This window comes from Shewanella seohaensis (assembly GCF_023283775.1).
Lineage (GTDB): Bacteria > Pseudomonadota > Gammaproteobacteria > Enterobacterales > Shewanellaceae > Shewanella > Shewanella seohaensis.
In genome coordinates, this window is sequence record NZ_JAKILE010000008.1 from 25,422 (window position 1) to 51,176 (window position 25,755).

A 25,755-nucleotide genomic window follows, 5' to 3' on the forward strand; every position below is an offset into this window, starting at 1 on the left:
CTTGCTAGATAAGCTTGGTGGAATAGCCGTTCAACCCGAGGCTTTAACGTGGTTGCTTACGCCATGCCGATTTAAGGCAGAATTGCTTAGCCGTATCGAAAATGCCAAGGACAGCATTTATATCGCCGCACTCTATCTTGAAGACGATGAGGCGGGGCGCGAAATTTTACAGGCCTTGATGACGGCTAAGGCGAATAACCCCGCGTTAGATGTCAAGATTTTGGTCGATTTTCACCGTGCTAGACGCGGCTTGATTGGTCACAAGGGCGACAGCGGTAACTATCTGATGTACCGCAAGGTCATGGCTGAGGCAGAGCATCCTATCGATATTATGGGCGTGCCGGTCAAATCCCGTGAGTTTATGGGCGTGCTGCACCTTAAGGGCTTTGTGATTGATGATGCTGTGATTTACAGCGGTGCCAGCCTGAATAACATTTATCTGCAGCAAAACGATAAATACCGTTTCGACCGTTACCATGTGATTGAGTCGGCCGAGTTAGCGCGCAGTATGCGCACTATGATCCAGCGCTACATTATTGCCGATCCTGCCGTTGCCTCGCTCACTCAAGATGCGCAGCAAGAAGTCTTGCCACCTAAAACCGATGTGCGCAGCTTCAAACTGCGATTATCACAGGCACAGTACGAGTTTAACGCGACCCGCAGTGGCAACCGTGTCACCCCTTTACTGGGATTAGGCCGCAAACATAACCTGCTGAATAAAGCCGTGATAGCCATGGTGGAAGAGTCAAAAGACAGACTGTTTATTTGCACGCCTTATTTTAATCCTCCCTATATTTTGGTGCGTGCCTTGGCTAAGCATCTGCGTAAAGGCAAACGTATCGACATAGTGGTAGGGGATAAAACGGCGAATGACTTTTACATTCCGCCCGAGCAGGATTTCTCTACCATAGGGGCCTTGCCGTATCTGTATGAGCAATCGCTGCGTAAATTTGCTAAGCGTCAGCAATGGGCAATCGATAATGGCCAGCTTAATATTCACCTGTGGAAACACGGTATCAATAGCTATCACCTCAAGGGGATTAGCGCCGATGGTCGTAAGCATTTGATCACGGGCTCAAACTTAAACCCAAGAGCATGGGCGCTGGATTTAGAGAATGGGTTACTCATTCACGATGAAAGCGGTAGCTGGAAGGCGCAATTCGAGGCCGAGCAAAGCCATATCCTCGAACACACTCAAAGACTGTATCACTACAGTCAAGTGGATACCTTACAAAGCTATCCCGCCCCAGTGAAGAAGATTATGAATCGTATTAGAAGGCTAAAAGCAGATTTCCTGCTCAGACGCATTCTCTAATTGCCCCAATAAAAAGCCCACGAATGTGGGCTTTTTATTGGGTGTCTTGCCAACTATGGATTTTGCGGTAACAGGGTGTGGTGGGTATCGTTTTGATCCCTTGCATAATGCAAGGCGACAATCACTAACAGCACCATCAGCACGCTCAGCAAACCAATGCTTAACTGGCCGCCCATTGGTACGAGCGACATGGTTAAGGCAGCGATTCCCGCGCCGAAATTTTGTAAGCCACCGAGTAGGGCGCCCGCAATACCTGCTTGGCGTGGAAACGGCTCTAGCGCGGCCGAGGTTAATGTCGGAAATAACATGCCAGCGCCACTGAAAAACAAAATTGAGCCTATCAATAAACTCCAACCCACGACAAGCTGAAAGATACCGGGAATTAACATAAACAATGCGCCGGCGCCTAGGAGTGCAACGCCTTGCAAAACCGTACGCTGCGCCTGTTTTTGTCTACCCGCAATCAGGGCGCCGAGTAAATATCCAGGGATGGGCGCGACAAAATAACAGCTCACCATAAACGGCGAGAGCTGCAAATATTGGCCATAGAGTACGCCCGCAATGGCTTCGAAGGCGGCAATGCCAGCAAAGGTCGCGATAAGCGAAAGCAAATAGGCTCGAAAACTGCGGTGGCGCAGTACATGTCGATAGGATGCCAATATGGGTTGTTGCTCTCGCTTATCCTTGGGTAAGGATTCTCTAAAGCCAAAGCAAAGGAGTAGCCAAACCAAACTGCCAAATCCAAACAGCACCCAATACACAGCCTGCCACCCCCAGTAAGCGGAGGCAAAGCTTCCTAAAAAGGGCGCCACTAAGGGCAAAAACACTACGGCCATAGACACATAACTGTTAAATCTAACTAAGTTATCGCCAAAGTAATGATCCCTCGGAATACTGCGGCACAGGGCGCCTGCACTCGCAGTTCCCAGCCCCTGTAGTAGGCTTGCGAAAATCAGTTGGCTAAAACTTGTGGCTTCTGCCGCCATAAACGCGCCAAGGATAAAAATACCAATACCAATGAGCAGCGGCATTTTACGCCCAACGCGGTCGGATAATGGGCCATAGATAAACTGACATAGGCCGTAGGCGAGCAAATAGCAAGCCATGACCGCCTGTAATTGACTGGCATCCACGGCTAAGCCTTGGGCGATAAGGGGGAGTGCGGGGACAAAAATAGTTTGTGCCATCTGCCCACAGGCCACCATAAAAACCAGCATAAAGAGTAACTGTGTGGCGCTTCCTGTGGCGGGTGTCGGCGCTTTTTGTGAGATTAAAGACGGTGCATCGTCTGACATCATAATTCCATTAAAAAAGCAGAGTTGAACGATGGCGCGCATCTTACCCTCAAAACATTTCAGTTCAAGTGGCAATCATATTGATTTACAGGAATATTTTTTAATCTTACCCATAAGTTTTTCTATCGATTTATGGCTGTAAAACTGAGTTTACACTTAGTGTTTATGCTGTTAATCAGGTTTAATAATTGATCGTCGGACGGAGGCTAAGTTAATGATTGGCAGATTTTTATTAACAAGATATTTGATGACAAAGCGTACGGACGAAGAGCGTGCTTGCTCTCCATCCAAAGCAAAGAAAATTGTCGGATTTAGGCAGGAATAAACGGTTAGATGGTGACTTAGTTCGACAGTGTTTTAGTTCGACAGGGTTTCTAAGCCTGTGAGTATTTGATAGCCCACGGTCACGCGTGGTGGCACGGGATAATTTTTATTGCTGAGTAACACCATGGCCAGTTTCTTTGCCGGAATATAAGCCACATAGGCGGCAAAACCACCGGTTGAGCCTGTCTTATTCACCCATTGAGCAGCTTGTGGTGCTTGAGGTGGCATCATAGCGCGCACAGGCACGCTGCCAAACACCACTTCTTGAGTATGTCCCGCAAGCAGCTTGTCGAGTGCAATTGGATAGGGATAATCTTCCCAAATCATTGCTTGGGTCATCATACCCACATCAAAGTAGCCGACATGTGTGGCATCGATAGCCTGTTGCAATGCGGGAGTAATCGCGTGCTGCTGCATGTTGATTTCAGCAAAACGTAACAAATCCACCGCAGTTGTTTTTATCCCATAGGCCTCATCGGCTAATACGCCGGGATTGAGGCGCACGGGCTGGTCTTGTTTATTATAACCTTGGGCGTAATCGGCCATGTTGTTAGCTGGTACTTCGATATAACTGTGGTTTAACCCAAGTTGCGGAAATAGACTGTGTTCCATGGCATCGGCAAAGCTTTTGCCTAACTGTTTTGCGGTAATCAAGCCCAGTAACCCAATGCTGGGATTGGCATAATTACGATGGGTGCCTGCCCCGTAAGCGGGTTGCCAAGTTTTAAAGTAATCCATTAGTTTGGCATTGTTGGTGATATTGTCTGGCACTTGCATGGGCAAATCGCCCGCAGTGTGGGTCGCGAGATTGATAAGATTAATCTGGTCAAAGGCACTGCCCCTTAATTCGGGTACATACTCGCTCACCTTATCCGTGAGTGTGAGCTTGCCTTCAACTTGAGCATAGGTTGCGAGTGTCGCGGTAAAGGTTTTACTGATAGAACCTATCTCAAACAATGTGTTTGTACTGACTTTTTGGTTGCTGGTCTTAGAGCTGACACCATAGGGGAAGAAATACGTTTGCCCATTGAGGCTGATCCCAACGATTGCACCAGGGATCCCATACTCTGTCATTAAGGGATTAATCGCCGAATCGACGAGGGATTGAATGGCCTGCGCTTTTACCTGTGTCGCGTCTTGCGCAGCCGGCGCTGCATGGGCCATCAATGGCATCAATGGCATCGCTGCGAGCAGTACTAAACTGAGTGGAGCAAAATGTTTTACTCCCAATGAGCCTGATGCGCTGTGCGTATTTTTTGCGATTTTCGTGGGTGAAAAGGGCATACAATTCCTTTAATGACAATGGACTACAATGCTGGGATTCAAAAGCGTGCAGATGAAAAGTAGGCTCTGTTTAATCGTAAGGTTTAAAAACAGACACCGATGAAAGGTTTAGCATAAGACAACCCAACTGACTATTAGATTTAGCCCAAGCCGCTGAAGTTTGCGCCATAGTTTAGCAAGCGGTGAATGCTAAGGTACTAAAGCGTTACGGACTAGGTGGGTTGATGTTGCAGACTATTCTAATGTGGGTCAGCGTGATAAGGGCTTTAATTTTTCATAAGCGTAGGAAATAGCGCTTTTCAATAAGGCTAATTGCACCTTCCTCGGCCAAAGGATACACTGCGCCACCGCGTGCAGGTATGCACTTATACAGATTGCACTTATGCAGCGTAAAGCCGGTGTGCACTGAGTACCACCGTTAATAACCCGTTCGACCGAAATAGATTGAGAATTGGCTGCCATGGCTCTAGCTCCCCACGCTGTACATCGCTTATATGAATACCGTAAATCCATATCGACTAAACCCTTTGGCGCCCGTGGTAAAAAACTCATTCGCTGTCATTTGTGTCTACTGGGTGAACAATTTTGTACCTGCTCGCTGCGTAAACAGTTGACGACTCAGGTAAGTTTTCTACTTCTGATGTATAACGATGAGGTGTTAAAACCCACTAACAGCGGTCGCTTAATTGCCGATCTTATCCCTGATACCCATGCCTTTCTCTGGTCGCGTACCGAACCCGCCCCAGAGTTGTTGGCGCTATTGGCTTCAAACGACTATCAACCCTTTTTAGTCTTTCCGGCGCAATATGCCGACCAAGGGCAAACCGTATTGACTGAGGTGCCCATGGCCAGTCTTAGCGAGGGGAAACGACCTTTGCTTATCATGCTCGATGGCAGCTGGCGCGAGGCGATTAAGATGTTTCGCAAGAGTACCTATCTACAGGGCTTGCCTATGCTGTCCTTCGACCCCGACACTTTAGCCACCTATGCCTTACGTAAGGGCAGCCATGACTTTCAATTGGGTACAGCGGAAGTTGCCTCGCTGGCGCTGGCGGCAATGGGCGAGGAGGCCAATGGTAAGGTATTAACGGCTTGGTTCGATTTGTTTGTGGAGTCCTCATTGCTTGGGCGTAACCGCCGCTGCCGCGAGGATATTTTGCCTATCAGCGAGTTTACCGACGCCTTCGAAGCGGCGTACAGTGCCGCAAACCCCGTCAAGCTGTAAACCTTTATTGATTCGCCCCAAGCATACTCGTTCGCTTGGGGAGAGTGCTTTCCTTGTAAACGCCTTTAAATTCTCGCTTTAGCATTCCCGTCACAAATCATTGAACTTATTGATTTTAAAATTTCAATTTTATCCCGTTTGTCTTACACTGGTTTTGCATTGGTCACAGGACGTTACCTAGAACCGACTAAAATTGTTCAGACCACTTTGCCTATGCGAGTGGTTCCACTGTCTTTAGAGTGCGGGATTCGCATATGCCTCAACCATCTGTTACAGCTCGTTTTTTTGTTCCACGCTTAAGCTCATTTCCCCTTTATCTGAGTGGTGTTTTGCTCTGTCTCTCTGTGAGTGGCTGCCAAGAACCCGACATCAAAATCTCCCCTAAAATGGTAGTGGTGGAAAAAGTCACTACGGCAACCGTGCCTCTCTATGGCAATTATATTGGGGTGACCCAAGCTTCCTTAGACGTAGAAGTTAGGGCTAGGGTCGATGGCTTTGTGGAGGAAAAACGTTTTGTTGAAGGCAGCGCGGTCAAAGCGGGTGAACTGCTGTATCAGATTGATAATAAACCCTATGTAGCTGTGGTGAATCGTTTAAAAGCCAAACTGTCCTCACAGCAGGCGATTCTCGATAAGGCCGAGCGAGATGTGAAACGCTTAAAGCCACTGTATGAGCAGGATGCCGCCAGTCAACTCGATTACGATAATGCGCTCTCCACTTTGGCTCAGGCGCGTTCTAACCTCACCGCGAGTCGCGCCGAGGTGGAAGAGGCCGAATTAGAGCTGAGTTATACCGAAATTAAGGCACCGATAGCCGGACTGGTGAGCCGCTCCGAGGTCGACATTGGTGCACTCGTGGGCAGTAAGGGCCAATCGCTCCTAACGCGGGTCAAACAAGTCGACCCGATTTATGTCAGCTTTAATATGTCGGCGCTGGATTATTTGAATGCCCAGCGCCGCCTGACCAGTTACTCGGCGAAAAAGGAAGCCGAGGTTGAAGGTAAGGCTCTCGCAGGATTTGTGCGGATAACCCTCCCCGATAGCAGTGAATATCGCTACCTCGGGGATGTGAGTTTTACCGATCCTCAGGTAAACCCCAACACAGGCACCTTTGAGGTACGGGCCATTCTGCCCAACCCTGAGAAGGAGCTGTTGCCCGGCCAATATACCAATGTGCGGATTAAACTGTCCGAAATCCCCAATGCGATTGTGATCCCGCAAAAGGCTACTCAGGTGGATCAGGGCGGGGTATACGTGATGGTGGTATTGCCCAACAACACGGTTGAGCGGCGCTTTATCGTGATCGATCATCAAGGGATTGAAGGTGTGGTGGTCAAAAGTGGCCTCAAGGCGGGGGAAATGGTGATCACCGAAGGCATGCACCGCGTGCGCCATGGGCAAATTGCCGAGCCGTTAAGCGCGAAGGAATACGCCGAGAAGGAAGATGAGATGTCAAAAGCCGAGGCACTTAAGCGCCAAGCCTTGGAGCAGCAAAAGCAGGAGCAAAAATAATGGCGCAGTTTTTTATTAATCGGCCGATTTTTGCTAGCGTCATCTCCATCGTTATCGTGCTGCTCGGGGTGATTGCGATGTTTAAGCTGCCCGTCGATCAGTATCCTTACATCACGCCGCCACAGGTGACCATTTCTGCCTCATACCCCGGTGCGAGCTCTACCACAGCCGCCGAATCCGTCGCCACACCGCTCGAGCAGGAAGTAAATGGTGTGCCGAATATGATTTACATGAGTTCCAAGAGCACTAACTCGGGCAGTACCAGTGTGACCATCACCTTCGATGTGGGCACCAATGCGGATTTGGCGGCGGTGGATGTGCAAAACTCCGCTCAGCAAGCTTCGGGCGGACTGCCAATCGACGTGCAAACCGAAGGGGTGACTGTCTCTAAAGATGCGTCGGTGGAATTACTAAAACTGGCGTTAACCTCGAACGATGAAAGGTTCGATGAGATTTACCTGAGCAATTACGCCACCATTAATATCGAATCGGCGCTTAGGCGGATCCCCGGCGTGGGCCGCACCCGTAACACGGGTTCACGCAGTTATGCGATGCGGATTTGGTTAAAACCCGATGCCATGGCGGGGTACAGCTTAACCACCACAGATGTGATCAACGCCATCAAGGCACAAAATAAAGAATCCCCCGCAGGCACCATTGGTACTCAACCCAATAATGACGATATCAGTTTAACCTTGCCCATCAGTGTGGCGGGCAGATTAAGCTCGGTGCAAGCATTTAACGAGATCATAGTGCGCGCTAATCCCGACGGCTCCATTATCCGGCTGCGGGATATTGCCGGCGTAGAACTTGGCTCCTCCGCCTATACGTTGCAATCCCAGTTAAACGGTGAAAATGCCACCATTTTACAGGTGTACTTACTCCCCGGCGCCAATGCCCTTGAGGTCACCCATAAGGTGAAACAGGCGATGGCCGAATTGTCGCAAAAGTTTCCCCAAGGGATAAAATGGGAAGTGTTTTATGATGCGTCCATCTTTATCCAAGAATCCATCGATGAGGTGATCCACACCCTCATCGAGGCCTTAGTACTGGTGGTGTTGGTAGTGTATTTGTTCCTGCAAAATGTGCGCGCCACTTTGATCCCCGCCATAGCGGTACCGGTTTCCTTGATTGGAACCTTAGCGGCCATGCTGGCCTTTGGTTTTACCATTAATACCGTGAGTTTACTCGCGCTGGTTCTTGCCATCGGGATCGTGGTCGATGATGCCATTGTGGTGGTCGAAAACGTGGAATGTTTAATCCATGAGAAGGGCATGAGTGCAATCGATGCGACTCGGATTGCGATGAAAGAATTGTCGGGCGCATTGGTTGCCACCAGTTTAGTGCTCTGCGCGGTATTCGTGCCCGTATCATTCTTAGCGGGGATCACCGGCATCATGTACCGCGAGTTTGCGGTGGCGATTACGGTTGCGGTGTTGATTTCTACCCTAGTGGCGTTGACCTTAAGCCCCGCACTCTGCGCCTTATTATTAAAACCCAGCAAGGCACCTCAGCGGGGATTCTTCCATTGGTTGAATCGCAAACTCGACTTGGGGACCAATCAATATGTTGGCTTAGTCGCCTTAACCAATAAATACGCCAAACGCAGTTACTTAGCTTTTGCGATTATGTTTGGTGGTACCTATTTCATCATGTCTCATTTGCCGAGCAGCTTTATGCCCGACGAGGACCAAGGTCGATTCTTTATCGATATGACATTGCCCGATGGTTCTACGGTGAATCGTACCGAGGCGATTTTAAAGAAAGCCGAGCAATATGTGCGCGCCAATCCTGCCGTGGCCTATTCATTTACGCTGGCGGGGGAAAACCGCCGCTCGGGGGCAAATCAGGCCAACGGCCAATTTGAAGTGGTGCTTAAGCCTTGGGCCGAGCGCGAAGCCAGTCATGCCACTGTACAATCGGTGATGAAGGCTATAGATAAGGATCTGAAAAACGTCTTAGAAGCTGAGTTTAACCTATATTTGCCATCGGCCGTCCCCGGCTTAGGCAATGGCTCTGGGGTGGAAATGCAGCTCCAAGATACCTCAGGTACCCATTTTGATGGCTTAATTGAAACCGCCAACGAATTAGTCGAGCAGCTAAAGCTGCAGCCTGAAGTTGCCAGTGCCAGCGTGTCGCTGCAGAGCGCAATCCCGCAATTGCATTTGACGGTCGATGAGGCAAAGGCAATGGCGATTGGGGTGAATGTGAGTGATATCTACAGCACAATCAAAACCTTAACCGACTCCTCAACCGTGAATGACTTTAACCTCTTTGGCCGTGTGTATCGGGTGAAGATCCAAGCGGAAGAGAGTTACCGTCAATTTCCGCACCAAATCAAAGATTATTATGTGCGCTCATCGAGCGGCGCTATGGTGCCGATTGGTGTGCTGGCTAAGTATGATTATACGGTGGGACCATCTTCGGTGACCCACTACAATTTATTCTCCAGCGCCTCCATCAATGTGACGCCCGCAACGGGCTATGCGACAGGCGATGTTATCCAAGCCATCGAGCGGGTCGCAACGCCGATCTTGCCCGATGAGTTTAAATACGAATGGACAGGCATTACCTACCAAGAGGTGCAGTCGGCGAACCAAACCGGCATTGCCATTGGGTTAGCCCTGTTATTTGTATTCCTGTTTTTAGCTGCGCTCTATGAGAGTTGGAGTATCCCGGTCGCGGTATTGCTGATCGCACCCATCGCACTCTTAGGTGCGGCGGTCACGACCTTAATCAGTGGTATGCAGAGTAACTTATTCTTCCAAGTGGCCTTTATCGCCTTAATCGGCATGGCGGCGAAGAATGCGATTTTAATTGTCGAATTTGCCAATCAGTTACACCAGCAGGGGCGGACGCGAATTTCGGCGGCGCTCGAAGCGGCGACCATGCGTTTTAGGCCGATTTTAATGACCTCAATGGCGTTTATTCTTGGGGTGTTACCGCTGGTGTTATCCGAAGGGCCTGGAGCCGTGAGTCGGCAATCAATTTCGCTGCCCATCCTGGGTGGCATGGTGTTGGCAACCACCATAGGTATAGTGTTTGTGCCGCTATTCTTCGTGACGACCGCAGGCTGGGTAAAAAAGAAACCCATTAAACAACCGGTTAAAACAAAAGAGGAATTACTCTTAGATCAAGAAACCGTCGAGGAGGTGAGTCGTGGTTAATCGCCTAACTCTATCCGACTCTCAATCAACGGCGACTCAGCCTTGGATACAGCCCATTTCGTTTGTTTTTCGTTTGCGCGTAAAGCCGCTTTATCTAGGGCTAGTGACGGCATTCAGTGTTGCGGGTTGCGCCATGGGGCCAGATTACCAGCGACCAGAGCTGGCGTTACCGAGTCAGTACCAAGCGCAAATCTTGTCGCAAACCACTGCCGAGCAGGGAAATGTAAAGGACATCTCGGCCCTCTCTTGGCGGCATTTTTACCAAGATCCCGTGCTGATTTCCTTGATTGAACATGCGCTGGCGAACAATCTGGATCTGCAAATGGCGCAGTCGCGCCTGCTCGCCGCCCGTTCAAAAATGACTGTGGTCGACAGTGCGCTTTGGCCAGAAGTCTCGGCAAATTTAGGCTATGAGCGCAGTCTCGATAGCGGTGCAACCAGTAAGGATCCCAGCCCGACTACCGCTGTGGATCTGGCGGGCACTGTTTCGTGGGAGCTCGATCTATGGGGTGCAAACCGCAGGGCGAGCGAGGCCGCCATGGCCGATTATCTTTCGGAGGTTGAAAAGCTCAGGCTCACCTATGTCAGTCTTATCAGTGATATTGCCAGCCGTTATTACGAATGGCTCGATATCGAGCAGCGTTATAGTGTGTCAATCGACACCGTGGGCTTACGGCAGAAGGAGCTGGATATCGCTAAGCTTCGCCATGCCAACGGCGTGATTTCTGGCCTCGATGTGCGTCAGGCAGAGGTAGAGCTTCAAAGCACAAAAGTGACCTTGCCGACGTTAGACTACGAAAGAAAGTATAAAATAAATCAGCTGCATATCTTGCTCGGTGAATACGATTACGCTTTACCATCCCCGCAGGGCTTACCCGAAAATATGGGGTTACCCTATGAGCTCAGCGCAGGCGTGCCCTCCGAATTACTGACGTTAAGGCCCGATGTCAAAATGTCGGAACAAGCAATGATAGCCGCCAATGCACAAGTGGGTATTGCCAAGGCTGCGTTTTTTCCTAAGTTCACCATTTCGGGCCAATATGGCCGGGAAAACAATCACCTTAAGGATATTTTCGATAGCAATGGTGTGACTTGGTCGCTCCTTGGCGGCATTAGTGCGCCGATATTTAATCGTGGGAAAATTGCCGCCGAATACGATATCGCCACCGAAGAGGCGAAGCAGTCGATGCTAAGTTATCGCAATGTGGTGTTGACCGCTTATTTTGATGTGAACGATGCGCTGAATAATCTTAAACGTGCCCAAGAGGCCATCAAAGCGCAGAGAGAATTAGTCCAATCTTCATCGGCTTATGCACGTCTTGCACGGCTGCGTTACCAAAATGGTGTCGCTACTTCGTTGGATTTAATGGATGCGCAGCGGCAATTATTTAGCGCCCAATTAGCCTACAGCGAGATCTTAAGGGATAAGCAATTGGCCAAAATTGCCTTGTATCGAGCCTTGGGTGGTGGTGCAGTCAGTGAATAAAAAAATCCCCGCATGGCGGGGATTTTTATCGGGTTTCGGTGGTGGGGGGATTAGACCGCCACTTCTTTACCATCGAGTTTGCGGATCACTACCGTTGCCGCGCGTGGGCGCAGTACGGTACCAGCAGGCGTTATTTCGGCGGCATTATTCGAATACGGCCAGTTACCCGGATGCTGAATGTTGGCAAAAACTGAAGTGTAATCGGGGCTAATAGCAAAGCCTGTGACTTCGCAATCGTTTGGCCCGACAAAGAAACGCTTTAATTCCATTTGGTTATCGGCCGTCACACTGGCTTGCTTGTTAGCACTGTTGACTAAGGTTGATGGCACAATCGCTAGCATTTGGTCGTTAGTTTCTTCGGCGACTTCTTTGGCACCATTATCGGTTTGCACCCATAAAATACCGCGGGCGTCGAAGGCCAATCCATCGGGGCTTGCGAATTGGTTTAGATCCGTTAAGCCCGACAGGTTGGTCTCGGCATTGCCATCACTCGGTGAGCCGAAGACAAAAATATCCCATGTGAATTCAGTGTCTTTATCACCTTCATCCCAACGAATAATATGCCCAAAGTTATTTTTAAGTCTGGGGTTGGCTGGGTTGGCTTCGGTACGTTTAGAGTTGTTGGTCAGGGTTAAATAGGCTGAACCTGTGAAGGGGTCTACCGCACACCATTCAGGGCGATCCATCGGTGTCGCACCAACTAAATCCGCCGCCCCCGCGGTATTTAAGATAATCTCGGCCAGACTAGCAAAGCTATCACCTAGGGTTTTACCGTCTGTCGTTTGGCTGCCTAAGGTTAAAGGTAACCAGACACCACCGCCATTTTCGTTAAACTTAGCGGCATATAATGTTCCTTCATTCATATACTTATCACCCATTTGCAGGCGATTTGAGCTGTTGGCATCCTGTGGATCCCACACTGCATTCGACACAAATTTATATAAGTATTCGAATTGAGAATCGTGGCCAGAGTAGAACACCACAGGTTTACCTTCGGCTAATTTTCCGAAGGTACAACCCTCGTGACGGAAGCGGCCAAGGGCAGTCCGTTTGATGGCGCGTGAACTTGGATTGTAGGGGTCAATTTCAACGATATAGCCGTGGCCATTAGCCTCGTTGCGATAATCATCTTGTGCACTATTGCCCTTAGGCGTGACATCAAAGCGTGCGAATTCATCGAGACGTTCCTCGGCGTGACCCGCTAAATCATCCCAGCCATAGCGAGTGCTGCTTTTGCTGATCCCGATGCGGGCTTGATCTGCGGCTAAAGTGCCACGGTTGGCAAAGTAACCCGGCCAGTTTTCTTCACAGGTCAAATAGGTGCCCCAAGGCGTGTATCCATTACCACAGTTATTTAAGGTGCCACGAGCCTGACTGCCATCGGGCGAGTAACGGGTTTCAAGTAGCGGTGAATAGGCGAGGGGGCCGGCGATATCCATCACTGTTGCGCCGGTAAAGCGGCGGTTATGGCTGTCGTTGTAAACAACTTCCCATTGATTATTAAAGAGTTTAATTCTAACCACCGACACGCCGTGGGCATTAATTTCCTTACGGATCTCATCGATAATGGTACGTAATCCAGTGGTTTCATCCACGGTTGGGCCATTCGGATGCAGGGCTATCTCATCAATATATTCATGGTTGATACAGAGTAAACCGTCATCGCCTGCGTCATTCAATGGGAAGAAATGCATACCATCATGGTGCATGCCGACGGAGTTTGCTTGGTCATCGGCGGTATTGCTGCCATCGGCTTTCCAAGGTGCAGCCTTAGAATTTAATGGTGTTCCCCAAGGGGCGAGTACTTGCGCGCTGTAACCTTCGGGTACCACAACCGCATCCAAGCGAGCGCCAGCGACGGATGTGAAGTTTAATTTAGCGCTACTTTGAGTCGGTGGCAGTGGCGGCACGGGATCGATAGGGGTTGGGGCAGGGGAATTGTCCGAACCACAACCCACTAATCCCATGCCTGCGAAGGCGGTCATCGCACCTAGGCCTAATCCGCTTTTAACAAAATTACGGCGGGATAAATGTTTATCCAACACTTGATTAAAAGGTTCGTTATTACTTTTATTATAAAGTGTCGGGTCAAAGGTGGCCTTGCTCATATTTTACTCCAGCTAGTTCGATGAATTAAATTTCGAACCTAAGCCTAAAGTAGCAATATGACACTAAAGCTGAGTTTATATGACATTAATACTGCAATATAATAATTTTTCTTGTTTATTAAAAATAACTTAAAAATAAAAATATTCTCAAAACAAATACTGAAAACAGTGTTATTAATTAAGTGATAATGCTGTGGTTAATCTTCTTTTGGCTTGAGGTAATGGCGTAATGAGCGGGGATCCGTATGTCCTGTTCTTGCCATGATATACAAGGTATCTTTATTATTTTCATGAAGTTGTGTAACACACCCACTGCGCAAACTATGGGCACCATAATATTGCGCCGGTAAACCTGCCTTTAGACAATATTGCTTAATGATCCGATAAATATCGTCACCGTTTAAGAATCCACTATTTCGGATGAGTGATGATTTAGATGTAAAATTATCGCTAACTTGATAAGGTCTTAAGGTTTTTCCATCTCGTGAAATTGAGCGAAATAAATGACCTTCGGTAATTTTACTTTCATTTAACCAGTCTTTGACAGCATTATAGGCGGCAAAGGGTTCCGAGTCGGGTAAATTCTTCCATTCCCTTAATCCCTGCTGATTGCTTTTAGAAAAAGGCAGCCGTACTTTTAATTTATCCCGCATAAAACTTAAATATTGTACTTTTAAATTGGCCAATTCTGAGCGGCGAAATCCGCCTTGCAGTCCAAGTTGAATAATGGCCTTATCCCTTGAGCGCAACAATGGATGGGGTTGTTGCTCTATCGCTTGGAGCAATAGCTCGACCTCATCGTACATGATTGGTTGCTGATCATAATCTTGGACTTGCCTATGGTGATTACGACTCAGGCCGCGCATCACACGGATCACCAGTGGGTGTTCGGTGGGGGATGGAAATCCTGCTTGAATATGATAGTAACGGATCGCGGCTAGCCGAGTAGTTAAGGTTTGCTTTGAAAGCTGAGTCCCACTGCTTGCTTGGAGCAATTCTTTTTGATGACCGATAAAAGAAATAATACTGCGCGGATCGGCGGGTAAAGATTGCAGCTGATGCGTCGCACAATATTGCTCAAATAGGCCAAAGCTGGTCCGATAAACCCGACGGGTATTGATGGATATTTCGTATTCAGTTTCGGCTGCCGCGTTAAAAAAATCACTGTGAACCGATTGGGGCAGTGAGCTTTCCTCAAAAAATGGCGAATCCATTTTTTTATCGCTTGCTGTGATATTCGATGTCATGCCAGAGGAACGGCTAGGAGCACTTTCACCTGTGGAATAACGGATAATCGATTTAGACATTAGAGTATTTTACGGCCGATAAAACTGGCGCAATTATACGTAAAAGCAGCCTTTATCTACCAGTGATAATCGTCATTATCACTGGTAGAGCTGTTATTTGTATTTTAATTAATCGCATCGATTAAAAAGAAAGCATTATTTAAGATAAAGGCGTTGGCAAGGCGGGCTCAATAAGAATTAGATGTGTAAGGTGGGTTCAGATAACAGGTTAATAAGCGATAAATATGAGTCTGGTTTTGTTGTTTGTTATTTAGTCAATTACGGCTGTGCGAGTTAAATTTGACGAGAAAAACCCCTGCATTTATTTTGCTAGTCGGTTAACTGTGTAGGTGAGTAGCTATATTTTTAAAAGATGGTTTAACCATTTTATGCGCTTAAAAAGTAGCATAAAAATTTCTCTTATGATTTGCTGATATAAAACTGATATGGATTTAGCCATGCTAAAACAGGGGATTAGAGGACAAGAGAACTACGAGCTCCATCTCGTTTGTTTGTGGAGTGGAGCGTTTAACCTTGTGCTGTAAAAATGAACCTATAAAATGGTGTAACCATTCTTTTAATCTATATTGTTTGTCGGTATCATGAGTCTATTCATAAACCATTATTAGAAAGTCTAAAACGGTACCAATGACGACAAATACGCTATGGGAATATCATCATGCCGCGCCTACCGCGGGCCGAAAATTATTACTGTTAGATAAATCTGAATTAGTGTTTGCCTTGCCGTTAATTTATCGCATGGTTCATCCCGAAAGTGTCACTGAGCGGGCAGAGTGGTTTCAGTTAAATCAGTCCCAATCCAGTTATACCGAATTAATTGCTAATTTAAATTTACTGGTTCAACTGCGCAAAAAAAATCAGCCCGTTGACCAACAACTACAATCTGTAAATCGAATGCTGAATCAATATTTCAGTGATTTGGGCTGGCGCATGGTGCGAAAAGAACTTTCACAAATTAAAAAGCGCCAGAAGAAATCCCATATCGAAGTCAGTAAAGATATTATTTTACGTTTGAAGCGTTATATGGAACTCGAACGTTTGGACAGTTTTGATCAAGCGCTCGATACGTTATTATCGGAACATGCCGCGGCCGTAGCTGCCATGGCTGAAGACGAGAGTCAGGTTTAAAATATTTGTGTGTGATTTTTAACCTTAGCGTACGTGACTTCTTGCGGGTGTCACATACACTCAAAGAGAGAGCTTAAGCGCGAATATAGCTAATTCGCTTCTGCCACCTCTTTTGTAACTTTCTATTTTTGATGAGTTTTGTACAGGGAATAGCATGTCACAGCATAGAACTGTTGCCGTCCTTTGCCGCGTCGAACCAGGGTGTTTAGGACCAGATGGGCGTGAGCATATTGAAGCTTTTTGTACCTTAGCGCAGCAAGCGATGAAGCACTTTGCCGCCGATGTGGTGACTTGGACGCTAGTGCCCCGTTACGATAAAACACTGCCAGAAATGGAATACAGTATCGCCAACAAAAGTTTATCTCGCGTGCAAGTGACACAGTATTTCAATACCCTAGGTCAAGATGTTGATGCCTTTGAAGAAGCCTTCAATGACAAACTCACCGCCTTTATCAATTTATATTTAGCCAGAAAATCATAGCGACACGCTTACTCGCATTCACTAGTACATTCATCTGTTTGCGTGGTCGCCACCGCCTCCACACTTGTGGTGGCATAAGGATTTGTTTATGTCTTATTCAATAACGCCGTCAGCGAACGCTACGGATTATGCTTCTTTATTACAGCAACAGTTTGGTTTTGATGGGTTCAGGCAAGGGCAGCATGAGGTTGTCTCGCAGTTGTTGTCGGGCCATTCGAGCCTTGCTATTTTTCCCACCGGCTCAGGAAAATCACTCTGTTACCAATTTACCGCTCTGCAACTTCCCCATCTAACCTTAGTGGTGTCACCCTTACTGGCGTTGATCAAAGATCAACTGAGTTTCCTGCATGAGAAGGGCATTAAAGCGGCAAGTATCGACTCAACCTTAACGCCTGAATTAACCCAACAGGTCATGCGTGATGCTCGCTCTGGCGAGTTAAAACTCCTGATGATTTCGGTTGAACGTTTTAAAAATGAGCGCTTTAGGCAATTTATTCAATCAATTCCTATCTCTATGCTGGTTGTCGATGAAGCGCACTGCATCTCGGAATGGGGGCATAATTTTCGCCCCGACTATTTAAAGCTTCCCGATTATCGCCGTGAATTAGCAATTCCATTGGTGTTGTTACTCACGGCGACCGCGACACGTAAAGTGAAACTGGATATGGCGGCGCGTTTCGATATCAAGCCACAACATATTGTTCAAACAGGTTTTTATCGTTCAAACCTCGACTTGACCGTCTTTCCTGTAGCAAGCCAACACAAACTGATGTCACTGCAACAGCAGCTTAATCACTTTACTGGCGCGGGGATTGTGTATGTGACATTGCAGCATACTGCGGAGGATGTTGCGGCGAAACTTTGTCAAATGGGCTTTGATGCGAGTGCCTATCATGCGGGGTTTGAGGATGAAAAACGTCAGCAAATTCAGCAGGATTTTATGCAAGGTAAGATCCGCATCGTGGTTGCGACTATCGCCTTTGGTATGGGCATAGACAAAAGCAATATTCGCTTTGTGGTCCACTACGATCTGCCTAAATCCATTGAGAATTATTGCCAAGAGATTGGCCGTGCAGGAAGGGATGGCCAGCTCTCCCATTGCGTGACCTTGGCCAATTTAGATGGCATAAACACGGTCGAAAATTTTGTTTACGGCGATACGCCGGAACTGGCCAGTATTGCAGCTGTGATTGATAACATTCGCGAAGAAACCCACAATGGACGTTGGGAGCTGCAACTTCATCAGCTATCAAATGTGAGTAATATCAGGCAGCTCCCCCTTAAAACCTTGCTGGTTCAGCTTGAAATGATGGGCGTGATTAAGCCGCTTTATGCTTATTACGCCGATATCAGTTACCGTTTTATTGAGCCACAGGCGCAGATCTTGAGCCAGTTTTCCCCCGAGCGTCAGGCATTTTTAAATGACATTTTTACCCATACACAGATGAAGCGAGTATGGGGCAGTTTAGATTTTTCCGCGCTCTACCAAGCCACAGGTGCGGAACGTACTCGAGTATTAGCGGCGTTAGAATATCTTGCCAGTCAACAACTTATCGAATTGGAAGCAAAGCGAGTGACGGATGTCTATCAAGTGAATACTGAGGTGTTAGCACAGGGGCATTTAGCCGACGAACTCCATCAGTACTTTACCGACAAAGAGGCGAAAGAAGTCGCCCGTATTGCCCAGTTAGTCCGATTTTTTGAGCTAACGACTTGCTTAAATTACAATTTGGCCCGCTATTTTGATGATAACGCCGCGCCTCAATCCTGTGGTCATTGCAGTGTATGCCGTGGCCAATTGGCTAAATTGGCGTATACCGACGTGCCAAAGTGGCCTGATGATGCGCAGCTTAAGGCCGATTTGCATGAGCTGGCGCGTACGGCGGAGTCGAAAGGTTTAGCTTCATTATCCTTAGATACTCAATGCTGGTTTTTGGCCGGCATGGCATTACCGCTGTTTACTCGCCTACAAGTACGGAAATTATCGGGTTTTGGTCGCTGCGAACACCTCAGATATGCAGAAATTAAAGCTAAATTAGCGCAGTTAGCCGACGCACCCTGCAGATAAAAAAAGGGCATATCTTGTAAGATATGCCCTTTATATAAATGTACTTATATGTGCACTTATATTAGTACACTTGTATTCTCGCGCGTTTATTTAGCGTAGTGATAAGTTGAATCGACTTTCCAAGTTCTAAAGCGCAGCTCTGTGCCTTCTGGTAGATAAAATACCTTAGGCAAACGGCTGTCGTAACGCATTTTAAGTTCACCAGGAATGCGGACAAAGGCTTCTTTTTTCGCCATCTCTAAACAGGCCATCATAGTGCTTGGGCCTTCAGATACTTCTGACACTTGATAATAGCTATAACCCCATCCCTTAACCGAGAGTTCTTTTAACTCACCGTTCAGACCATGCTTATTACAGTCGACTAATTGGGTTTGGCCAATTTGGATTTCAACCATGTAGTCGTCTTCATTCTCGAGTTTAGGTAAGGTCAAAATATGTTGCACCATACCCGCCTCAGGTGCAGGGAACATTTTCGTGGTTTCTTGTTCGGCATAATTTTTATGGTTAAAACTCGCAACACTGATCATAGGTGCATTTAATCCCGTTGGATGTGGTGGGCTCACTGCTGCGGCATTAAAAGACAGTAATGCAAAGGCAAGGGGAAGTGCCGCAGTGTTAAATACGTGAGTCAATTTCATAATAGTCTCCTAGTGATGTTGATAAGGCCTAGCACAGATGGTTGTACCATCATTTGCTGTATTCCTATCTTTGTAAACGCTGTTGCAGCAAAAAAGGGTTAATCTTTTTGAAAAAAATTTCAAAAAAGATCGGTGTTTTCCACAACCTCATGAAAATAATCGCTTTTAAAAATTTATCTATGCGTAAATTTCTAGCGTTATGATAGCTTCGTCGCGGTTAACCTGAGCTGAATAGCGCGGGAATATCCACCGAATGATTGATGGAGATATCTCTAAACGGCTTAATTTGTTGACTATAATCTGTTCAGAAACAATCAATATCGGGTTGAAATAGGGCATGAATGAATTTGAGCCATGGGATCAAGAAACGGTAGAACAGATTAAACAGGATCCGACCATTCTCAAGTTATTGGCCAAATTACCGCCACACATAGCCGACAGTTATACAAAAGAACAATTAATGGGGATACGTGTTGCCTTGGGGGATAGAACTTGGGGTAAACACTTTATAGATAACCGAGGTACGTTTGCGCTGCCTTTTATTAAATGGCGCTTTTATTATGTCTTTCTTTTAGGCAAAAACAGACGCGCTTATACACGCCGAGAAAAACGCTTCTCCTTGGTTATGTTTAGCCTGTTCTTTATTGCTTTTATCTTGCTGTGTACCTTGTTTGGCCTGTTGCTGTTATATCTGCTTAAATCGGCGCTCGGTATCGATTTATTACCCGAAACCTCACTCGGGATCTGGGATTGGTTTAAAGACACCTTCTTATAAATGGCTTTAAACCAGAGCCTTTATATCTGAACTTTCATATTTGAGGCTTAATATCAGTGCCAAAGGCAAACTTAAACGACTGAGTTTGCCCTTGGCGCAGATGCCGTTCTAAACGTGCAAAACTATCATCATGTCTTTCATTGATAGATACACCATCAATAGAGACACTATTCATAGACATCCCATCAATAGACAAACCATCAGTCACTAAGTTATCCGCAGATAAACCCGTAGCGTGCTGCGACCAATACAAACGCTGTAATTGTTGGTATGCCTCGCAGGGCTGGGGTTTGGCGTTAAGGTGGCTCATCTCCTGCAGCAATGCCAATAAGTCATCGAATTGATAGGCGACCTGGCCAATACTGAGCGGATCTTGACCGATATCGTAGCAATCGCGGCTCTGATTGAGATACTGCTCATGGTCAAAACGGAAGAAGAGGACAGGGATCTCAAGTGGCAGTACATCGATAAATAACGACGAATAATCGGTGATCAGCAGGTCGACACGATGCAAAATCCCATAAACATCGTCCCAATCGCTGATATCTAACACACTGGGATAGGCACAAAACTGCGCTGCGTAGTGGCGTTCATTGGGATGCAGGCGTAGCAGCAACAAGGTATCGGTATCGACTAAATGGTGGGACAGGCTTTGCCAGTCAAAGGCGGCTTGGTAGGGCGAATCGCTATTACCGCTCGTTAAATGTGGGGTCGAATCTGAAGTTAAATGTTGACTGTTTTGCCATAGGGCATCCCGCCAAGAAGGGGCGTAAAGAATCACTCGGCGATAAGCCGTCGCATCCGCCTTTAAGGGCAACGTTTGGCGTTGCTCTGGGTAACGCAGATAGTAATCGGTGCGCGGATTAGTGCTTGATAGCAGCGAATTGTCTTTTAACCGAAAGGCGCGTTGGAAACTCTGACCGACCAATGGGCTTGGGCTTAGCATCAAACTCGGACGGACATATTCCTGATGATAACGCAGCGCCTGCAGCCCAGCTTGCCAAAGGGACTGGGTTTGATACTTGGGGGCCAATGGGCCTGTGGTGATATCAAACTCGATTTTTTTAAGTGGCGAGCCATGCCAGAGATTGATACGAATCGCGCCTGCTGCAAGCCACTGATTAATATCGCCAATATAACTATTGTACACATAATATTTGGCCGTAAGCGCATGGTAAATGCCCAGCAAGCTCCAGCGTGAATGGGCGGTATAGCCTTGTTGCCTGAGGGCATGGATAAGGGCTTTATCGCCGCTTATCCAAATGGTTTGCATGAAGTGTGTCTGCTGCCAATGCAAAAACAGGTATTTGCTATTGTCGGCAAAACGGTTTTTGTAGCAACCCAATACCGCCTTGTTGGCGTTTCTTGGCACCAACCAAGAGAGGGCGAAAATGCATTTCTTCACTAAGGCTAACGCTAGATTTGTGCCCATGATATCCCTCGCTTACCCATTGAGATCCTGTAATTGGGTTCTGCTTACTTGACCAATAGAGGCGTTGCTAAATTGCCCCGAGTTTGCGGTATCGCTAGGTTGGTTTTGATTTCCGTCGTCGAAATCGCTTCGGTGCGGCCTAAGTAAATCACCTGACAAAGGGTGCCGAGATAATCAAACTTGCCTTGCCAGTCGTCACCCATGCCAAAGATATCGACATCTAACGCCACAATATCCTGAGGTTTTTGCTGCCAGTGCGTCTCGGGGATCACGACATCGACGTACTTACAGGCAGCGACCATTTCGGCGCGCTGTTGATAGTTGAAAAAGGCCGCTTTACCCTTGAGCGCATTAAACTCATCGGTCGATACGCCAACGATCAGCTTATCGCCCATGGCCTTTAAGCGCTGAAACAGTCTCACATGACCATAGTGGAACAAGTCGTAGGTGCCATAAGTGATGATGGTTTTCATTGTCCGTTCCCCCATTCATTGGCGATATCTTGCTGGTTTGGAGTAAGTTGGCTTGCACTAAGCTTATTTGCATTGGATTGTGTTGGCGTGGTAGCGCCTGTTGAAACTACTGATGTTGAAAGCGACACTAAACACAGTTTGAGTATGTGGGACCATTGCGCTGCCTTAGGCTTGGCCAGAAACTCCTGCTCAATCAGCGCTTGTTCTTCCTCTGGCAGTTCGGCGCCAAGCAGCTGCAGCGGGCCGTAAACGCCATATTGCGGCGCAGCGTCGCTAATCGAGACGGCTGAATGTACCTCGGGGGATTGAGCGCCTAGCAGAAACAAGCGCCCCAGACACACTTGATAGAGTTGTGGCAGCAGTGCTAATCCCATGCAGGATTGCGGCAGATTGACGCGCCAGAGTGTAATGGGCTGATGCGTAATACTCAGCGCCTGCCTTGATGCGCCAGCAGTTGATGAATTGCACAGACTCCACAGCCAGAGTATTACCAAGAGTGGAACACTAAGGCCAAGTAATATCAAAGCCATAAGCCGACTTGTCCATGGCACATTGGCCTGCAACTGTGCTTGGGTTGAGGCGATAAGCCTAGGGTCTTCAACTTCAATGGCGGTATTAAAGCCAACATTAATCAGCAGGTTTTTACTGATAATGCAGTTATCGACATTCAAGCCTTCACCGACAAAACTGTTGGTTAAAATCACGCTGTTACTCAAACGGCAGTTTTTCTCGATAACACATTGATCGCCTATCATCAGTTGATCGTGCATATCCACATCGGGGGCAATCCAGGTTTGCTCACCAATTGCGCCCCAAGCTGCTTGTTGGTCTAATTTGCCCGTTTGCGCCTTAGCCCCAAGGTGAAAAAACTTGGCGCTTCGACCGCTTGGAATAGGACGGCCTGAGGGCACGAGTCCATCGAAGCAACCATCGCCGATCGCTAAGTTGGCATTTAAGTAGGACTCGAAGTTGTCCAACATGGCGCATTGTCCATGGAGCGGCTCCATCATGGCATTAGTAATATTTGGATCTCGCTCCAACGGCCAATCGAGCAGATACAGGTGATTACAAGCACTTGGCAATAGCAACATGCCAGGATTGCAATCGGCCAGCACTGGCAGGACTAAGTGTTTGGGTCTGTTAACACTGTAATCGACAAAACGTTTGATGCAGGGAGAGCGCAATATATCGCCCCTTACCACAAGGTAGCTTTGGTCGAAATCCAGTTTTAAGCGCGACATTACGCAGTTAACCGGTTCTTGTTCTCTACTGAGGAAGTAATCAATCTTAACGCCCCAGCGGCTACCGTCGCCAAGATGCTGCTCTAAGGCTTTGGCATGGCTTGAGATAATCAGTTTTACCTCAACAATCCCCGCGCTGGCGACATCTTCTAGGGTGTATTCAATCAGGGCACGGTTTCCCATGGGGAGTAATGCTGGACAGTATTGTTTATCCAGCGGCGCCAGTTCGTGTCCATGGCGATTGGCAAAAATAATGGCTTGCATAGTAACCCCCTTAGTAGGCTCCACGGCTGAAAATCACGGCGGGTATGGTCTTGAGTAGCAAGTACAGATCCGCCATTAAAGATTGTTGGTAGATATAATCCACATCCAACTCGACCTGGCGGTCGAAGGGAATGTCAGAGCGGCCAGACACTTGCCAGATACAGGTAATGCCGGGTTTCACCTCTAAACGGCGGCGATCGCTTGGGCTGTATTGCGCGACTTCTCTTGGCAGCGCTGGGCGCGGACCAACCAGTGACATCTCGCCCTTGAGCACATTCCATAACTGTGGCAGCTCATCGATGGAGGTTTTACGGATAAATTGACCGACACGGGTGATGCGAGGATCTTGTTTCATCTTAAACAGCACACCGCCTTGCATTTCGTTCGCCTGTTGTAGGCTGACGAGCCGCGCCTCGGCGTCTTGGTACATGGAGCGGAACTTCCACATGGTAAAAGGTTGATTCCACTTACCGACGCGCTGCTGGCAAAACAGCACAGCGCCGGGGGATTCTAAACGGATAAGTAACGCGACTATCAAGAGCAGAGGCGATAGCAACAATATGGCGATGGCCGCGACCCATATATCGAGGCAACGTTTGACGATGCGGTTTAATAGCAGATGCAAGCGGATGCGTTTGCAACGTTTGAGTGAGCCTGAGTCACTCAAGTTAGGATACAACAGCGTTTCTTGCGACTGTGCCACTGCTTGAGTTGTCGCCTTGAGGCTGGCGTTAGCACGCAGCGCTTTGTATACCCGATATAAAAACAGGGGATTACCAATAATATAGCGGCGCCACATTCTCTTGGGTTCTTGCATTAACCGCCAAATCCACTCCATGCCAATTTGTCTTAACCAGAGCGGGGCACGGCTAATGCGGTTGGAGTAAAAATCGAACAGCCCGCCCACACCGATCCCAACGGCTGGAGTGAGTTTTGCTTGATATTGATTAAGCCAAAGCTCTTGTTTAGGTGCTCCCATGGCCACCAACAGCACGGCAGCGCCAGATTGATTAATCTTTTTAATGACTTGCTTGGTATCAGCCTCATGGAAATAACCATGATGTGTGCCTGCAATTTGCAATTGGGGAAAACGGCGTTGCAACTGTTCAGCAGCTTGGTGGGCCACTTCTGGCGCACCGCCTAGAAGATAGAGCGACAGATTGGCCTCAATCAGGCGCTCACATAGGAGTGGCAACATATCGGTGCCATTCAAATTGCCTTTAAGATCGACACCTTGCCAACGGCAAGCCATACGTACACCAATCCCATCGGCAAACACGGCCTCGCACTCATTGAGTTTTTGATGATATTGAGGATCGCAATAGGCTTTGTTTAAACAGTCGGCATTCACAAAGGCAAACGGGGTTAAGTGATGCTTTGTCCGCTGCGCTTGTTGTACGAGCATATCCAGCATTTGATTCATGCTGAGATTACGCATGGTCACGCCAAAAATTGTGACTTGACTTGCGTGTGAGCGTGACTCTGAGGTCATAAGACGATTCAGTATGGCGCTCGCTAGTGCAAGGAGGTAACGACTGAGGTTGCTATAGGCGTTAACTAAACTTTGCTCGCTGGACTCAAACTCTATCCCCATACGGCGCTGCATGGCACTAATCGAGAAAATCCCGATCCGAGAGATACGGGTTTCTTCTGGAGCATGGATTAAAGGTTCGATGGCAAACTGCGCTTCAGCGCCCAACAGGCCAATGTCTCCTTTGATTAGATTCAGCACTTGCGGCAGGCGATACCCCGCACCTTGATAGGCAAATTGCCACAGACCCACTTGGCCTTGAGCGCCATGTACATATACGCGTTCGAATACGCTTTGTGCCTGAAGCTTACGAAACACACAAACGCCAAGGATAAAGGGCAAGCAGATCAATAGGGCCAACGCCGCCACTGCGCTATCGAAGAGTCGAATAGACCAGCGTACTTGAGTCGAGTTCTGAGTATTCATCATGACCTCCATGCATTTCGCTTAGTGCCAAGTAGGTACGCTCGATAACGGCTTAGTTGTGCGCTTGGCAAGAGTCACAAAGCATAATGCAGGCCAGATTGATAACTTATTTAAAAACAATGGCTAAGGTGTTTTTGTTTGATAGGCTAAGTGGTTTTTCGCAGTTTGCTTTGCATGCTGCAAATCCTTTTGAGATGGAAGTATCGGCTAGGGAGTGACTATCTCAGGCGTTGTTATTGTCTTCATCACCAATGCTTGAAAACAAAGGTTCGAAAT

Annotated in this window: 18 protein-coding genes; 9 read left to right on the forward strand and 9 right to left on the reverse strand. The window is 47.7% G+C overall.

What is annotated here, in order from left to right:
• Window position 1: 1 nt before the first annotated feature.
• On the forward strand, window positions 2-1,315 hold the full coding sequence (pssA, locus tag L2713_RS10720) for a CDP-diacylglycerol--serine O-phosphatidyltransferase (RefSeq protein WP_011716978.1): 1,314 nt from the start codon (window positions 2-4) through the stop codon (window positions 1,313-1,315).
• A 53-nt stretch (window positions 1,316-1,368) separates the two neighbouring features.
• Here the strand turns inward: pssA and emrD are convergent, their stop codons facing one another.
• Window positions 1,369-2,613 carry a multidrug efflux MFS transporter EmrD gene (emrD, locus tag L2713_RS10725; protein WP_248968034.1) on the reverse strand — a complete coding sequence of 415 codons (1,245 nt, stop codon included), beginning with the start codon at window positions 2,611-2,613 and terminating at the stop codon, window positions 1,369-1,371.
• A gap of 354 nt (window positions 2,614-2,967) precedes the next feature.
• On the reverse strand, window positions 2,968-4,107 hold the full coding sequence (gene ampC / locus L2713_RS10730) for a class C beta-lactamase (protein WP_248968035.1): 1,140 nt from the start codon (window positions 4,105-4,107) through the stop codon (window positions 2,968-2,970).
• 571 nt (window positions 4,108-4,678) lie between these two features.
• On the opposite strand from ampC, the gene L2713_RS10735 reads away from it, so the two are divergent.
• The 4 genes from L2713_RS10735 (at window position 4,679) to L2713_RS10750 (ending at window position 11,607) form a co-directional block, all read left to right on the forward strand.
• Complete coding sequence (locus tag L2713_RS10735) at window positions 4,679-5,443, forward strand: tRNA-uridine aminocarboxypropyltransferase (protein ID WP_248967885.1); 765 nt, start codon at window positions 4,679-4,681, stop codon at window positions 5,441-5,443.
• A gap of 254 nt (window positions 5,444-5,697) precedes the next feature.
• Window positions 5,698-6,954, forward strand: a complete 1,257-nt coding sequence (locus L2713_RS10740) for an efflux RND transporter periplasmic adaptor subunit (protein ID WP_248967886.1) — start codon at window positions 5,698-5,700, stop codon at window positions 6,952-6,954.
• Entirely contained in the window at window positions 6,954-10,121 is a 3,168-nt protein-coding gene (locus L2713_RS10745; protein ID WP_248967887.1) for an efflux RND transporter permease subunit, read from the forward strand. The genes L2713_RS10740 and L2713_RS10745 overlap by 1 nt, the downstream gene beginning before the upstream one ends.
• Window positions 10,114-11,607: an efflux transporter outer membrane subunit gene (locus L2713_RS10750; protein WP_248967888.1), complete on the forward strand. Its 1,494-nt coding sequence runs from the start codon at window positions 10,114-10,116 to the stop codon at window positions 11,605-11,607. Before L2713_RS10745 ends, L2713_RS10750 begins: the two co-directional genes overlap by 8 nt.
• Window positions 11,608-11,657: 50 nt before the next feature.
• On the opposite strand, the gene L2713_RS10755 is transcribed toward L2713_RS10750, so the two are convergent.
• Together L2713_RS10755 and L2713_RS10760 are read right to left on the reverse strand one after the other, a co-directional pair.
• Window positions 11,658-13,715, reverse strand: a complete 2,058-nt coding sequence (locus L2713_RS10755) for a PhoX family protein (protein WP_248967890.1) — start codon at window positions 13,713-13,715, stop codon at window positions 11,658-11,660.
• Between the two features lie 197 nt (window positions 13,716-13,912).
• A complete protein-coding gene (locus tag L2713_RS10760) occupies window positions 13,913-14,962 on the reverse strand; it encodes a tyrosine-type recombinase/integrase (RefSeq protein ID WP_248968036.1) in 1,050 nt (349 codons plus the stop codon).
• Between the two features lie 687 nt (window positions 14,963-15,649).
• Here L2713_RS10760 and L2713_RS10765 point away from each other — a divergent pair.
• The 3 genes from L2713_RS10765 to L2713_RS10775 all read left to right on the forward strand — a co-directional run bounded on the left by L2713_RS10765 (window position 15,650) and on the right by L2713_RS10775 (window position 18,699).
• Entirely contained in the window at window positions 15,650-16,150 is a 501-nt protein-coding gene (locus tag L2713_RS10765) for a hypothetical protein (RefSeq protein WP_109285991.1), read from the forward strand.
• 154 nt (window positions 16,151-16,304) lie between these two features.
• Window positions 16,305-16,631 carry a hypothetical protein gene (locus L2713_RS10770; RefSeq protein WP_248967891.1) on the forward strand — a complete coding sequence of 109 codons (327 nt, stop codon included), beginning with the start codon at window positions 16,305-16,307 and terminating at the stop codon, window positions 16,629-16,631.
• Window positions 16,632-16,719: 88 nt separating this feature from the next.
• Window positions 16,720-18,699 carry a RecQ family ATP-dependent DNA helicase gene (locus L2713_RS10775; RefSeq protein ID WP_248967892.1) on the forward strand — a complete coding sequence of 660 codons (1,980 nt, stop codon included), beginning with the start codon at window positions 16,720-16,722 and terminating at the stop codon, window positions 18,697-18,699.
• An 86-nt stretch (window positions 18,700-18,785) separates the two neighbouring features.
• Here the strand turns inward: L2713_RS10775 and eco are convergent, their stop codons facing one another.
• The gene (eco, locus tag L2713_RS10780) at window positions 18,786-19,337 is read right to left on the reverse strand and encodes a serine protease inhibitor ecotin (RefSeq protein WP_248967893.1); all 552 of its coding nucleotides are present in this window, start codon (window positions 19,335-19,337) and stop codon (window positions 18,786-18,788) included.
• Between the two features lie 337 nt (window positions 19,338-19,674).
• Between eco and L2713_RS10785 the strand changes: the two genes are divergently transcribed.
• Complete coding sequence (locus L2713_RS10785) at window positions 19,675-20,112, forward strand: hypothetical protein (protein ID WP_248967894.1); 438 nt, start codon at window positions 19,675-19,677, stop codon at window positions 20,110-20,112.
• 34 nt (window positions 20,113-20,146) lie between these two features.
• Here the strand turns inward: L2713_RS10785 and L2713_RS10790 are convergent, their stop codons facing one another.
• Genes L2713_RS10790 through L2713_RS10805 form a run of 4 tightly spaced genes read right to left on the reverse strand, consistent with a single transcriptional unit; the run spans window position 20,147 to window position 25,479 of the window.
• Window positions 20,147-21,544, reverse strand: a complete 1,398-nt coding sequence (locus tag L2713_RS10790) for a CDP-glycerol glycerophosphotransferase family protein (protein WP_248967895.1) — start codon at window positions 21,542-21,544, stop codon at window positions 20,147-20,149.
• Between the two features lie 44 nt (window positions 21,545-21,588).
• The gene (locus L2713_RS10795; protein WP_109285997.1) at window positions 21,589-22,017 is read right to left on the reverse strand and encodes an adenylyltransferase/cytidyltransferase family protein; all 429 of its coding nucleotides are present in this window, start codon (window positions 22,015-22,017) and stop codon (window positions 21,589-21,591) included.
• Window positions 22,014-23,522: a sugar phosphate nucleotidyltransferase gene (locus tag L2713_RS10800; RefSeq protein WP_248967896.1), complete on the reverse strand. Its 1,509-nt coding sequence runs from the start codon at window positions 23,520-23,522 to the stop codon at window positions 22,014-22,016. The genes L2713_RS10795 and L2713_RS10800 overlap by 4 nt, the downstream gene beginning before the upstream one ends.
• Window positions 23,523-23,532: 10 nt before the next feature.
• Window positions 23,533-25,479 (reverse strand): exopolysaccharide biosynthesis polyprenyl glycosylphosphotransferase, encoded by a 1,947-nt coding sequence (locus L2713_RS10805; RefSeq protein ID WP_248967897.1) that lies wholly within the window; start codon window positions 25,477-25,479, stop codon window positions 23,533-23,535.
• Window positions 25,480-25,755: the final 276 nt, after the last annotated feature.